Origin of the sequence: Marinobacter sp. Arc7-DN-1 (genome assembly GCF_003441595.1) — a bacterium.
GTDB lineage: Bacteria > Pseudomonadota > Gammaproteobacteria > Pseudomonadales > Oleiphilaceae > Marinobacter > Marinobacter metalliresistant.
This window is the reverse complement of the sequence record NZ_CP031848.1, coordinates 103,491-116,998: the sequence shown is the minus strand read 5'-3', so window position 1 is coordinate 116,998 and position 13,508 is coordinate 103,491. Positions and strand designations below refer to the sequence as shown.

The 13,508-nt window shown below is 54.8% G+C and carries 13 protein-coding genes and 2 pseudogenes; 9 read left to right on the top strand and 6 right to left on the bottom strand.

Annotated elements, in window-relative coordinates:
- The first annotated feature begins 7 nt into the window (after positions 1–7).
- The gene (locus D0851_RS00595; RefSeq protein ID WP_117616891.1) at positions 8–802 is read left to right on the top strand and encodes an ABC transporter ATP-binding protein; all 795 of its coding nucleotides are present in this window, start codon (positions 8–10) and stop codon (positions 800–802) included.
- Between the two features lie 63 nt (positions 803–865).
- On the opposite strand, the gene D0851_RS00590 is transcribed toward D0851_RS00595, so the two are convergent.
- Positions 866–1,675: a DUF6160 family protein gene (locus tag D0851_RS00590; protein ID WP_117616890.1), complete on the bottom strand. Its 810-nt coding sequence runs from the start codon at positions 1,673–1,675 to the stop codon at positions 866–868.
- 447 nt (positions 1,676–2,122) lie between these two features.
- Between D0851_RS00590 and D0851_RS00585 the strand changes: the two genes are divergently transcribed.
- Together D0851_RS00585 and D0851_RS00580 are read left to right on the top strand one after the other, a co-directional pair.
- Positions 2,123–4,261: an adenosylcobalamin-dependent ribonucleoside-diphosphate reductase gene (locus D0851_RS00585; RefSeq protein WP_117616889.1), complete on the top strand. Its 2,139-nt coding sequence runs from the start codon at positions 2,123–2,125 to the stop codon at positions 4,259–4,261.
- Positions 4,262–4,288: 27 nt separating this feature from the next.
- Positions 4,289–4,987 (top strand): NrdJb, encoded by a 699-nt coding sequence (locus D0851_RS00580; protein WP_117616888.1) that lies wholly within the window; start codon positions 4,289–4,291, stop codon positions 4,985–4,987.
- A gap of 266 nt (positions 4,988–5,253) precedes the next feature.
- Here D0851_RS00580 and D0851_RS00575 read toward each other — a convergent pair whose 3' ends face one another.
- From D0851_RS00575 to D0851_RS00560, 4 genes and pseudogenes are all read right to left on the bottom strand, one after another.
- Positions 5,254–5,508 (bottom strand): Txe/YoeB family addiction module toxin, encoded by a 255-nt coding sequence (locus D0851_RS00575; RefSeq protein ID WP_117616887.1) that lies wholly within the window; start codon positions 5,506–5,508, stop codon positions 5,254–5,256.
- Positions 5,505–5,756 carry a type II toxin-antitoxin system Phd/YefM family antitoxin gene (locus D0851_RS00570; RefSeq protein WP_117616886.1) on the bottom strand — a complete coding sequence of 84 codons (252 nt, stop codon included), beginning with the start codon at positions 5,754–5,756 and terminating at the stop codon, positions 5,505–5,507. The genes D0851_RS00575 and D0851_RS00570 overlap by 4 nt, the downstream gene beginning before the upstream one ends.
- A 398-nt stretch (positions 5,757–6,154) precedes the next feature.
- Positions 6,155–6,271, bottom strand: a pseudogene (locus D0851_RS00565) (IS110 family transposase); the annotation flags it as partial.
- A gap of 82 nt (positions 6,272–6,353) precedes the next feature.
- Positions 6,354–6,488 (bottom strand): annotated as a pseudogene (locus tag D0851_RS00560) (IS1380 family transposase); the annotation flags it as partial.
- 126 nt (positions 6,489–6,614) lie between these two features.
- On the opposite strand from D0851_RS00560, the gene D0851_RS00555 reads away from it, so the two are divergent.
- The 6 genes from D0851_RS00555 (at position 6,615) to D0851_RS00525 (ending at position 11,708) form a co-directional block, all read left to right on the top strand.
- Positions 6,615–7,073: a nuclear transport factor 2 family protein gene (locus tag D0851_RS00555; RefSeq protein WP_162893653.1), complete on the top strand. Its 459-nt coding sequence runs from the start codon at positions 6,615–6,617 to the stop codon at positions 7,071–7,073.
- 466 nt (positions 7,074–7,539) lie between these two features.
- On the top strand, positions 7,540–7,896 hold the full coding sequence (locus D0851_RS00545) for a DUF2141 domain-containing protein (RefSeq protein ID WP_227539386.1): 357 nt from the start codon (positions 7,540–7,542) through the stop codon (positions 7,894–7,896).
- A 290-nt stretch (positions 7,897–8,186) separates the two neighbouring features.
- Positions 8,187–8,849, top strand: a complete 663-nt coding sequence (locus D0851_RS00540) for a class I SAM-dependent methyltransferase (protein ID WP_117616883.1) — start codon at positions 8,187–8,189, stop codon at positions 8,847–8,849.
- A 128-nt stretch (positions 8,850–8,977) separates the two neighbouring features.
- Entirely contained in the window at positions 8,978–9,634 is a 657-nt protein-coding gene (locus D0851_RS00535; protein WP_117616882.1) for a class I SAM-dependent methyltransferase, read from the top strand.
- A gap of 129 nt (positions 9,635–9,763) precedes the next feature.
- On the top strand, positions 9,764–10,588 hold the full coding sequence (locus D0851_RS00530; RefSeq protein WP_117616881.1) for a haloacid dehalogenase-like hydrolase: 825 nt from the start codon (positions 9,764–9,766) through the stop codon (positions 10,586–10,588).
- 43 nt (positions 10,589–10,631) lie between these two features.
- Positions 10,632–11,708, top strand: a complete 1,077-nt coding sequence (locus D0851_RS00525; RefSeq protein WP_117616880.1) for a hypothetical protein — start codon at positions 10,632–10,634, stop codon at positions 11,706–11,708.
- Between the two features lie 14 nt (positions 11,709–11,722).
- Here the strand turns inward: D0851_RS00525 and D0851_RS00520 are convergent, their stop codons facing one another.
- A complete protein-coding gene (locus D0851_RS00520) occupies positions 11,723–13,348 on the bottom strand; it encodes a phosphoethanolamine transferase (protein ID WP_205422244.1) in 1,626 nt (541 codons plus the stop codon).
- Between the last annotated feature and the right edge of the window lie 160 nt (positions 13,349–13,508).

Here is a 13,508-nt window from a genome sequence, read left to right as displayed (position 1 = left end):
AGGCAACATGATCAGTGCAACCGATCTCCGGCTGACCTTTGGCAAAGGCACACCGCTGGAAAACCCCGCGCTCCGGGGCATGAGCCTGACGGTTAACCAGGGCGAATTTGTAACCGTGATTGGCAGCAACGGCGCGGGCAAATCCACCTTTCTGAATGCCCTGGCCGGCGAAGTGCTGGTCGACAGTGGCCAGATCATCGTGGACAACCTGGACGTGACCAAACTGCCCACCCATAAACGGGCTGGCCGCGTTGCCCGGGTATTTCAGGACCCACTGGCCGGCACCTGTGAAGGCCTCACTATTGAGGAAAATCTGGCCCTCGCCATCAAACGGGGCCAGCCCCGGGGCCTGACCACCGCAGTGAAAAAGCAGTACATGGAACAGTTCCGGGACAGCCTCTCGTCCCTCAATCTGGGCCTGGAGAAACGCCTTGGCGACAAAATGGGCCTGCTCTCCGGCGGCCAGCGCCAGGCCGTGAGCCTGCTGATGGCCAGCCTGACCCCCTCCAGCATTCTGCTGCTGGACGAACACACCGCGGCTCTGGATCCGAAAACCGCTGCTTTCGTACTGGAACTCACTACAAAGATCATCGAGGAACAGGAACTCACCGCCCTGATGGTGACCCACAGCATGAAACAGGCACTGGAAGTTGGCAGTCGCACCGTGATGCTGCACCAGGGCCAGGTCGTGTTTGATATCGAAGGACGAGACCGCGAAGGCCTTGAGGTGAAAGACCTGCTCGGCCTGTTCGAGAAACAGCGCGGGCTGGAAGTGGACGACGACAGCCTGCTATTGGGCTAGACTGATGCATGCAGGGAAGCGGAAAACGGGGCCTTGTTCGGCCCCGTTTTTTGCTGGAAACACTCAGTGCCCGTATATACGCATGGCGGTATTGGATATCGCCAGGTTGTCCAGCGCGACCGAGCCGATGGATGTGCCACCAATCAGCACCCCACCAATTCTCATGTCTGCCTCGAACGTTTCCATATCCACAGCCAGCACCTCTGTACCGGCTGCGTTGGCGGCCTTGTAGATATCCAGCTCCACGTTCGCAAACACCCTCAGCGGCTGCGGTGCAGACAGATCATAATCTGCCCCGGTGAGCTCAAGATCCCGGATGCCCATTGCGAGAAACGGCACGTCGAAATCCATGTCGTCAATCGCGATATCCGTGAGCAGGTTGAGTTTGTCCGTCGCGGTATCGATCCGGATGGTGCCGGAGCCAATCAGCATGTCCATATTGAAGTTATCAAGAATGGTCGTACTGCCTCCGGTTCCGGTCAGATTCCAGGCGCCCGTGCTCATCCGAAAATCCACGGCGTTGAAAGTGATCGGCAGGAGGTTGATGATGGCGTCACCGTCCCGGGCAATATCAATGTTGATCCGGATGTTATCCAGCCGGTCATTGGCTTGACCATTGAGGTTCAGATTCATCTCGGAAAACATGTCGGTTCGGTTGGCACCTCCCACGAAGATATTATTGACCTCCAGCGACCCTTCATCGGTATAGATGAAGCGATCGATGTTCAGCTTGGTTTCCAGCTCAATGGTCACACCGGCCTGGCCGGTGATCATGCCCATCGCTGAATCATCCAGACTGTGGATCTCGGCCATGGCTGCAGGTGGAACACCCGCAACGCAGAGCGCTAGCAAGGTAGGTTTCAGGCCTTTCATTTTTGTTTCCTTGTTTTTAGTCTTTGTCACATCCTGTGGGCCACTGCAGTTTTCGACACCACATCAGTACTTTAGCGACACGTTCAGACCGGGTACGTGCAGGTGTCACAATTTGTATGACTTTTCTAATCGCTTAGGGCCTGACCGGTTTTTTAACCACAACATGTAGTGGTTTTGAACCTTTTCATCCAAATCGCTGTTTTAGAAAAAATTTCCCCTTTTCAAGCCGGTTTTGATTGATTTTCTTTGCCTGGAAGCGTCTGTCAATAGTTGCGTTCTTATTCACAGAACACTATATCCTGTTATACTCATCAAAGAATCAACCCATATATAGTGGTTAAAAAGAAAACAGGGCCCAGGCCCAATGCACGAATTCAAAGGGGTATGGCGCCGCCGGCACAAGGGGGCGCCATCAAAAGAAGACATACCGGAAGACAGAGGGCGGCAATGAACGCTAAGGCACAGGCAGTGGTTACAACAATCCCGATGCAGGAAGCCTCGATCGACATCTGGCACAGCAAGTACCAGCTGAAGACCAAGACCGGCGAGCCCGTGGACAAGGACATCAACGCAACCTACGAACGTGTTGCCAAAGCCCTTGCCGAGGTGGAAAACAAATCCGTACGTACCCAGCACATGAAGAACTTCATCTGGGCCCTGCAGAACGGCGCTATTCCGGCCGGCCGGATTACCTCCAACGCCGGTGCCGAAGCGCACAAGCCGGCCACCTCCACCATTAACTGCACCGTTTCCGGCACGGTTCAGGACTCCATGAACGACATCCTGGAAAAGAACCACGAAGCTGGCCTTACCCTCAAGGCAGGTTGTGGTATCGGTTATGAGTTCTCCACCCTGCGCCCGAAAGGCGCCTACGTGGCCGGCGCCGGTGCCACCACCTCCGGCCCGCTGTCGTTTATGGATATCTTCGACCGCATGTGCTTCACCGTGTCGTCTGCCGGTGGCCGCCGCGGCGCCCAGATGGCCACGTTTGATGTACACCACCCGGATGTCATCGACTTCATCCAGGCCAAGCGTGAAGACGGCCGCCTGCGCCAGTTCAACCTCTCCCTGCTGATCACCGAAGACTTCATCGAAGCCGTGCGCAACGGCGACGACTGGCACCTCTCCTTCCCCGTTACCGAAAAAGAAGTGGAAGACGAGCAACTGGACCTGAGCGATGAAAGCCGGTTTGTCTACCGTGATTTCCCGGTGCAGAAAGGCTATGTAATTAACGATGAGGGCAAGGTTGCCTGCCGCATCTACCGCACCCTGAAAGCCCAGTTCATCTGGGACACCATCATGACCAGCACCTACGACTACGCCGAGCCGGGTTTCATCCTGATCGACAAGGTCAACCAGATGAACAACAACTGGTTCTGTGAAGACATCCGCGCCACCAACCCCTGTGGCGAACAACCCCTGCCCCCGTACGGCAGCTGCCTGCTGGGCTCCGTGAACCTGACCAAGTTTGTGGACTACCCGTTCACCGACAAGGCCAGCTTCAACTACGAGAAATACCGCAAGGTAGTGGGCATCTTCACCCGCATGCTGGATAACGTGGTAGAGATCAACGGTCTGCCGCTGGCCGAGCAGCGCCACGAGATTACCTACAAGCGCCGCCACGGCATGGGCATCCTGGGCCTGGGTTCCACCCTGGCCATGCTGCGCATGCCCTACGGTTCTGAAGAATCCGTACAGTTCACTGAAGAAGTTGTGCGTGAAATGGCCGTGGAAGGCTGGCGCCAGTCCCTCACCCTGGCCGAAGAGAAAGGCGTGGCGCCGATCATGGACGATGAGTTTGAAGTAACGCCGAAGATGCTGGGCAAGTGCCCGCAGCTGTCTGAAGACGGCTACAAACTGGGCGACAAAATCAAAGGCCGCATCCTGCACGCCAAATACAGCCGCTACATGCAGCAGATTGCCAACGTAGAGCCGAAGCTGGTGGAAGAACTGGCCGAAAAAGGTGGCCGCTTCACCCACCACACCTCCATCGCGCCCACCGGCACCATCAGCCTGTCACTGGCCAACAACGCCAGTAACGGCATCGAGCCGAGCTTCTCGCACCACTACGCGCGCAACATCATCCGCGAAGGGCGCAAGACCAAGGAAAAAGTCGACGTATTCTCCTTCGAGCTGCTGGCCTACCGCCACCTGGTGAACCCGGGTGCCATGCCATTCTCCGAAGACGACGACAAGAAGCTGCCGCCCTACTTCACCACCTCTGACGACGTAACGCCGGCGCAGCACGTAGACATCCAGGCCGCTGCCCAGAAGTGGGTGGATTCCTCGATTTCCAAAACCGCCAACGTTCCGACAGACTTCGACTATCAGGACTTCAAGGGCATCTACCTCTACGCCTACGACAAGGGCCTGAAGGGTTGCACCACCTTCCGCTTTAACCCGGAAGCCTTCCAGGGCGTACTGGTTAAGGAAAAGGACCTGGAGAACACGATGTACGAGTTCACCCTGGACGACGGCAGCAAGGTCACCCTCAAGGGCAACGAACAGGTAGAGTACGACGGCGAAATCCACAACGCCGCCAACCTGTTTGACGCGCTTAAAGAAGGCACCTACGGCAAATACTGACCCGGGAACCGACACAGGACAACGAACATGACCGTTAAAATCAGCAACAAAATCGTCGGCTACCGCGTAAAGAAAGCCGACCCAGAAGCCACCATCGAACACCAGGCACCGGTGCAGGCGGAAGCCAAACCCGTTCAGATGAACGAATACATCGAGCGGCCGGACTTCCTCCTGGGCACCACTTATAAGATCAAGCCGCCGATCGCCGAGCATGCGATGTACATCACCATCAACGACATCCTGCTCAACGAAGGCACCGACCACGAAAGCCGGCAGCCGTACGAAGTGTTCATCAACTCCAAGTCGATGGAACACTTCCAGTGGGTTATCGCCCTCACCCGCGTAATCTCTGCGGTATTCCGCAAGGGTGGCGACGTGACCTTCCTGGTGGAAGAGCTACGCAGCGTGTACGACCCCAACGGCGGCTACTTCAAGAAAGGCGGCGTGTTCATGCCCTCCCTGGTGGCTGAAATCGGCGCTGTGATCGAAAAGCACCTGAAGGCCATCGGCCTGCTGGAAAGCGAGGAAATGAGCGAAACCACCAAGCGCATCCTCGCCGAAAAACGCGCCGAGTTCGAAGCCAGCCACAGCACGGCCACGAACGACGAAAGAGCCAGCGACTACCCGCCCAATGCCACCATGTGCGGCAAATGCAGCACCAAGGCGGTGATCGTGATGGACGGGTGTGCGACCTGCCTGTCTTGTGGCGACAGTAAGTGCGGTTGAGGTGATTGACCTATAAGTGGCGAGAAGGCCTGGAGTGAGAGCTTCGGGCCTTTTTGTTTGGAGTGATTGTTTTTACCAACGACCGGAACGACTCATAGCATTGCGGCAAAAAATGATCGTAACGACCGTTTTTGTCGGCCACTTTGAGACAAAATTCGGCCACAAGACTTTGAACTTACGCGCTTTTCGGCTAAGTTGAACGTAATTTCGTGTTGAAATAGTGGTCGCGGAAAAACGGTCACCGAGACCATGATACAAATGTTAAATCAGTAGTGGTACCGCAGCTGGGCAATGAACAAAGCATCATCCGTGACCTTGTAAACGATGCGGTGTTCTTCGTTAATTCGGCGGGACCAGTAACCAGCGAGGCTATGCTTGAGCGGTTCTGGTTTACCGACACCTTCAAATGGTCCGCGCTTGGTTTCTTTGATCAGCTTGTTGATTCGGTTAAGGATCTTTTTGTCAGTTTTCTGCCAGTACAGATAGTCTTCCCAGGCGTTCTCGGAGAAGATGAGTTTCATTCAAGAAGTTCCTTTTCCTGACCACCGCCTTGCTCAAGTTCGGCAACCGATTCCAGCAAACGACGGGCGTTCTTTGGTGTGCGCAGGAGGTATGCGGTCTCTTGCAACGCCTCATAGTCCTCAAGAGAGATCATGACCACGGATTGCGACTTGCTCCGGGTGATGATCACAGGAGAATGGTCTTCACAGACCTGCTCCATGGTTTTTGCTAGATTGGTTCTAGCGGCTGTGTAGCTAATGGCATCCATGAGGTTGCTCCTGTACAGGATGTTGTTCCTGTGCAGAATAACGTACATAAAAGGATTTAATCGGGTAGCCGAGGGTATCTAACCCTCAGCCCCCACAACACCCTGCATGCGGGACCGCACAGGGCGTTTTCCGGAAATGTTTAAAGTAAAATGGCCGATTAGCTCCGCTTACCCCAATGATGGCTTCACCGACTGAGTGGTGATCTTCCCACAGGGGACTTTCACCCCATTAGTTCATGCCCATGCTGGGCGTACACCAAGCCATGCACCGGATGCCGTACCCTCCGCTTCGCTGCGGTTTTGTCACCGGTGATGGCCAAGGCCAGAAAGATGGTCTTCCATACTGGAAGCCAGTTTTGGCTTCTTTCGGGGTATCGGCAACGTGCCCAGGTTGTGGGGCCACACAGGTACAACACCTCAGCCTCCATGAACGCCCACTTCGGATGGGCGTTGCCGATCTTGTTGCCCTGGGTGCCATAGCCCTTGCCAGCGGATTCCGCCTTGCACTTGATGAGTTAGGTGCCATTATACCTCCCGGAGCCTTGCTATTGTGGGCTTTGCAGGCAATTCAAGCCGTGCGAAGTGACGGATTCAGGGTTGTGTCAGGCGGTGTTGTTTATCGACTTCGCGAAGCGGAAGCAATCCGGCATCGGAGGTGATATGGCCGCCGGAAGAACCGGCTTCAATCTGGCGGCGGGACAGTGGCGAGAAGGTCAGTTTTCCAAGTATCATTTTGGATAGCGGCGGTTGGTGTTGGTTCCGTGTGTAGCACCTTGAAATTATAGTACTTTCCGCCGTTTTCTTTTATCCCTTTATGAGAAATCCGGGCTGGGGACCAGGGATCTTTCAAGATGGTCTTTGTCGTTGTTTGTGGGGCGAATTACTTCAGGCTCTACAAACTCCGGCAAACAGAACTATCTGGTTCCAGGCATTCATGCACCACTTTTCAAAGAGTCCGTTGAAACTATGCTTTCCCAATTGTTCCAGGCCATTGATAACCAGGATGCCACCGCCTTCGCCGGTTTTCTAACTGAAGATTGCACCTTCTCGTTCGGCAATCAGCCTGCCGTTTGTGGCAAGGAGGCTGTGCGTGATTTTGTTGCCGGCTTCTTCGCCTCCATCGAAGCCGTGTCTCACAGCCTTTCGGAATCCTGGGAGGTGGAGGACGGCTCCATCTGCCAAGGTACCGTCACCTATACCCGTAAGGATGGCTCTACCCTCACCATACCCTTTGCAAACATTCTGAAATTCAAAGAATGTCTAGTCTGCGACTATCGGATATTTGCTGACACCTCGGAGCTATATCGGCCAAGGTGACGGAAAAACCGGACCGAAAAACAAAAACCGGGACTATTTTTCCCACGCTGGGCCAGATTTATTTTAACCCAACGTTCACCAGCTATTGCCGAATTACCTCACGGATGAGAAATACCATGGGCTTCAAACGTACCTTTTGCAGAAGCAGGATACGGGCGACCTTTTCCGGACGCGCCTACACTGCGCCCCGGCACGCTGCAAAGCCGAGCGTCAGGGCATAATATTGAGAAGTTGGCGAATTACCGACAGTTGCGTCCAATGGCAGATTCAACCAGACTAAGCAGATCGGAGCTGTGAGGAAATCATGGATGAGTCAATCATTCAGAAGTCCGCAGTGGCCTCCATAGTCAAGGATCTGAAATTGCAGGTCTCCGGCGGAGTTCGGTGCATAACATGGTGTGCAGGGCTGGTGTTCGCGAGTCTTTCCACCCTCACCTTGGCCCAATCACCATGCCCCGGAATTCACGTGAAGATTCTGGACATCAGAAACAGCGCTGGAGCGGTAGCTTGCGCGCTTTTCGAATCGCCAGAGGGTTTTCCTACTGAGTTTCTGCGCTCCGCAAGCAATATCATGATAATAAAAGTTCGGGATACGCAGGCGCGTTGCGACTTTGAAGACATCCCGCCGGGAACGTATGCGCTTGCCGTCATTCATGATGAAGATTTGGACGGCAAACTTGGCACCAACTGGCTGGGGATCCCCACGGAAGGCTACGGTTTTTCAAACGACGCAAAAGCCTTTATGGGTGCACCTTCGTTCGATGCCGCCAGCTTTCCGTACGATGGGCGAAACCTGGATCTGACCATCAGCTTGAATTACTGAGTGCTTGTTGTGTGAACACCGGAGGTTTTTGCTTTCCTGCTTCAATCCAGCACACCCATTCACGGTTGTTACTCTTTAGATCAAGTGGGGCGAGACAGAGGTTGCCCGCATTATTGAAATCATTTTTCGGGCATCCTGATCTGATCTATATTAATAGAGTGACATTCGCGTACGTTGTTTCGGATTAGTATCAAGTGCAGGCACGGCGACGCCCTTTACATTGCGCCTTCGTCTCCCTTCCAGGGGCGCGCATGATGCAGGCGCCAGCTGGGAAAAAATAAGGAGCAGTGATGCAGAACCCGACGGAACCAAAATACGTGCCAGCACTGGGCTACCACTGGCTTACTCCCTACTACGACGCTGTCGTTGGAACCACAACACGGGAGCGTAGTTTCAAACACGCCCTCATCAAACAAGCAGGCTTCGAGCCGGGGCAGCAAGTACTTGATCTGGCGTCTGGAACAGGCACCCTGGCAATCTGGATAAAACAATACCAGCCACAAGTCCACGTTACCGGAGTTGACGGCGATCCGGCCATCTTGTCTCTTGCGACCCGCAAGGCACAAAAAGCAAAGGTCTCGGTGCAGTTCGAACGCGCACTGTCCTACAGCCTGCCATATCCGGCGGCACACTTTGATCGGGTTGTTTCAAGCTTATTTTTTCACCACCTGTCATGGGAAAACAAACAACGCACAGTGCAGGAGCTGTTCCGGGTTCTCAAACCGGGAGCAGAGCTGCACGTCGCCGATTGGGGACGTGCCAGCAACATTTTGATGCGAGGGTTGTTTCTGTTCGTTCAGCTTCTCGATGGTTTTAAAAACACCCAGGATAACGTGTCGGGAAAACTCGTCACACTCTTCGAGCAAGCCGGGTTTGTTGACGTAACGCAGCGACAAACCTTCAGCACCATCTACGGAACAATGGCGCTCTATAGTGCGGTCAAACCCTGTTAACACGACGCTCAACCTGACTCGCTGCGTCGGCGTTGATGTTGAGCACACAACCCCTGGCCAGCAAGTCACTGTTAACAGATAGGTTTGCTGGCTTTTTTTGGGCGTCAGGCTGCAACACGAGGTACGCCATGGGCGCAAACAGACAGCACGAAGAGCAAGCGCCCATCGCGAAGGAGTACGCCCGGCTCGCGGTGGAATACGACACGAGGTGGTCATTCTACATCGAGGCCACGACACGGGAGACCATGAAACGGCTAAGCTTGCTGCCGACAGACCGGTTGCTCGATGTTGGCTGTGGCACTGGCGCTTTGCTTCACCATTTGTCGACAACACATCCGGCCGCGCAGCTGTCCGGCGTTGATCCCGTACCGGAGATGCTGGCAATCGCACGCCGCAGGCTTTCGCCATCCATCGAGCTCCGTGAGGGGTGGGCTGAGCACCTGCCATTCGCGGAGCAACAGTTCGATGTCATCGTTTCATGCAACATGTTTCACTATATTCGTAAGCCCGTCGCCGCGTTGCTCGAAATGAAGCGGGTGTTGCGTCCAGGCGGTCAGCTGATCATCACGGACTGGTGCGACGACTACTGGGCTTGCCGGGTTTGCAATCTGTACCTGCGTCTGTTCAGTCGCACCTACGTCAAGACCTATCACGAGCGGGAGTGTGTTCAGCTAATGAAGGAAGCCGGGTACACGGTCAAGACTATTGATCGCTACAAAATCAACTGGCTGTGGGGAATGATGACGGTCAAAGCTACGAAAGACGCACCCAGACAAGTCGGTTGAATACCGGGGTCGGGTTCCCGATACACTGGCGCCTTGGGTTACGAATCCGATTCACGGGACTGTTGTCCCGCCAGGGAACCCGCGGCAAAACAACATTGGTAATGTCCACTGCAAAGAAGGCAAAACGCTATGCAATGCGCTCTCGTCTATGACTTCGACGGCACCCTCGCCCGCGGAAACTGCGCCGAGCATGGTCTGATGCCGGCTTTGGGTTTGAGCGAACAGTCCGATTTCTGGCCCGAAGTGAACCGAAAGAACCGCGAGCGGGATGGCGATGAGATCCTCACCTACCTCGGCGAGCTGGCCAAGCGCGCCCGCGATGTGGGCAAGCACGATGAGTTGACCCCTGAAAGACTCCGGATGCACGGCCAGTCCATTCCCCTGTTCCCCGGTGTGGTGGACTGGTTTGATGCCATCAATCGCTTTGCCAGCGACCAGGGCATTGCCCTGAGCCATTACATCGTCTCAAGCGGGCTGGAGGAGATGATTCGCGGAACGCCGGTGGCGAAGCATTTCAAGAAAATCTTCGGCTGCCGCTACCACTACGATGAAAACACCGGGCACGCGAAGTGGCCCGCCGTTGCCATCGACTATACCACCAAGACCCAGTACCTGTTCCGCATCAACAAGGGCATTGAGAACAGCTGGGATAACGTCACCATCAATGAATACATCGAACCCGGGGAACGCCCCTTCCCCTTTGATCACGTTATTTATTTTGGTGACGGCGACACGGATATTCCGGCCATGAAAATGGTGAAGACGCAAGGCGGATGCAGTCTCGCGGTATTCGACGGTGAGAAATGGGGCGAGCGGAGCACACAGGAAAAGATCGGGAAGCTCATCTCTGAAGAGAGAGCAAACTATGTGGTGCCGGGTGATTACTCCACAGGCAGTCAGTTGGACGTTACTGTGAGGGGTATCCTTCGGCTGTACAAACGAAAGCACGGCTGAATCTCATATCAACACCGGCGCCCGACCCTCAGGTGGTAGCATTGTGAAGAAACTCTTGCTGATTCTCGGTGTGGCATTGCTGATCGCGCTCATCTCGGCCGTCAGCTCCAGCCCCATGCCCATCGAGGAAAGGCTGATCAGAATTCAGGCGGAGGATACCCTCCGCGAGTTCCCCCGGATCGAAAACGAACCGCTGGAAGTGCAGGCGGCTTTGCTGGACATGGCGGACGACGAATTGCTCCTGCTCAAGGCCCGCGCCGCGTACCTCCGGTACCCGGAAATGACCCGGGAGATCTTTCCCCTGTATGGCCCAGAGGATGAATTCCGTGAAATCCTTCGGCGCTATGGCGAAAACATCCTCCCTCCCATCCACTATTTCCTGGGCAGGCCCATCGGCTCGATCGAGCTGATGAACACCCTGGCCAACAAGTACCAGAAGGCCAAGGGCTACTTCACGGGAAGCGACAAATCACAGTCTGCTGAAGAACAAGGCACCGCTGAAACCGACAACCTGAGTCCGGCGGAGCGTGGCTGGTACGCCGTCCGCTTCATCCAGGAGGAAGGCCACGATTTCCTGGGCCAGTTTGTTGTCAGTGCGCAGGGAGAGATCACCTGGGTAAGGACTGAACGGGTACTGGAGAACATAAACCAGTTTTTCGCCAGCGGAATCCGCAACCTTGAGATCCGGCACCGCACGGGTGAAGACGTGTCCGCAGCGGACATTGGCTGGGCGTCGGTGGATGTGCTCGTGTTCGCCAGCGCATTGAAGGTACTGCGCGTGGGACGCACTGTGGCGGTTTCCACTAAAGGTGCCGCCAGAAGCACCCGCTCAGCAGCCCTCGCCACCCGAGTGGCCAACAGCGGCCGGATGTTGCTGAACAGCGCCCGATACGCGAAATGGCCAGCGGCAATAGCCGTTGGGTACCTTGTGGTCTCCCACCCCAGTATCATTAATGACTTTTTCGCCGAGGTGGCTGACGTGCTGGGCTATCCCGTTAAGCTGGTGCAGTTTCTGGGTTGGTTGGTGATACTGCTGCCGGCGCTTTACGTCGGCAGTTGGGTTATGCGGCTTCTGGTTCGGCCCACGATTGCGCTGCTGCATGTTGGCGGAGGTAAATAAACCACTCCCTGCTACTAACCCTGTTTTACAGGCCCGGAGATATTGAGGATATCGAGGTTCGGCTTGTAAACATCGGTACGCACATCAAACAGCCCCAGCAGCGTGTGGAATACCCAATCCTGATTCATGGTCCGGTCCTTGCTGGCTTGCAGGGCTTTCTCGTTCACGCCGGAAAAGTTGTCGGAGAACCACATGACCACCGGAACATGACGCTGGGCCTCGGGCGCAATAAACAGCGGCAGGCCGTGCAGGTACATGTCAAATTCACCCAATGATTCACCGTGGTCACTCAGGTAGAACAGCCCGGTTTCAAACTCGGCCGTATTACGCCTGAGCACATCAATCACTTTTGACAGAAAAAAATCGGTATACAGAATCGCGTTGTCGTAGGCATTGTTGATGGATTCCTTGCTGCAGTCCTCTAGCTGGTTGGTTTGGCAGACCGGCGTATACTTTTCGAACGCCTTTGGGTAACGCTTGTAATAAGCTGGCCCGTGATTGCCCATCTGGTGCAACACGATCAGGATATCCCCTTTCGGGTGGGCATCAATGTACTCCTGCAGGTCCGCCAGCATTCCGGTGTCCCGGCACTCTTCATCATTGCAGTCCGGATTGTTCTCCGATGTTTTGAAATCACGGTACGTTATCCGATCGGCCACGCCCTTGGAGTCGGAATTATTGTCGAGCCACAGTACGTTAACGCCGGCGCGAGCGATAATATCCAGTACGTTTTCGGTGGATTCGGCTTTTTTCTGATCGTAGTCCGACTGGCCATACACGGAAAACATGCAGGGCACAGACGCAGCCGTCGACGTTCCGCAGGACCAGAAGTCCGAAAAACTGATGACATTGTTTTTCGCCAGTTCGGGGTTGGTCTCACGCTCATAGCCATTCAGTGAAAACCGGTCCGCTCTTGCGGTTTCGCCAACCACCATAATAGTCAGCTCACGCGGGCGCTCCGGCGGTGCGGCCTTGGCATCCTGGGCAATCATTTTAAACGGCAGGCTGCTGCTTTCAATGGCGCTACCGGCAAACTTGAAGGTCGAGACAAGGTAAAAAGACGGATTGGCGTAATACCTCAGTATCTTATGTTCCCGGATAAAAGAGGCATAGAAATTACTGAAGATCACGACGGTCAGCACGCCAACACCCAGAGAGATTGACGCCAGTTTGGCGGTTGACAGAATATCCCGCCGAACCGTTCCGGTAGTGAGTTGGACGCGGTACACAAACAATGACGGCAGAATGCCCAGCAAAATCACGTACACCGCCAGGGTGCCTGACATCAGATCCGACGCTTCAGACACATTAGTCTGCGCCACGTTACGCAGCATGTCGGTATCGATCACCGTGTTATAGCTGTCCATGAAATAGGCGGCAAAGGAGGAGAGCATCAGGATCGTGATCAATACCGGCTTGGTGGAATAGCGATAACACACCAGAGAAAGAATCACGATCAGGGCAGCACCGAAGACCACCGCCAGGGAGATCAGAAACGCGGCATTATCCAGGTTCAGTGGATAGACCTCGATTATGTTCGAAAAGAACGCACGGTTATCGAACGCCATCAGGAATATGGACACCAGAACAATCAGTGTCGATTTATTCATGACAGCCAGATTCTGCCAGAAACGTTTCATGCTACCTCAGATAAAAAACAGGTTGTCCGCGACCATCAGGGCGGGACTGCGGAAAACCCGCAGGCCCTATACCAGACGCCGGCAGTTTGGCAGACAAACCTTAATTGAAACTTAACCGCGGTCTCGGAGGAATGGCCAGGATTTGATGCTACCCGCCGGC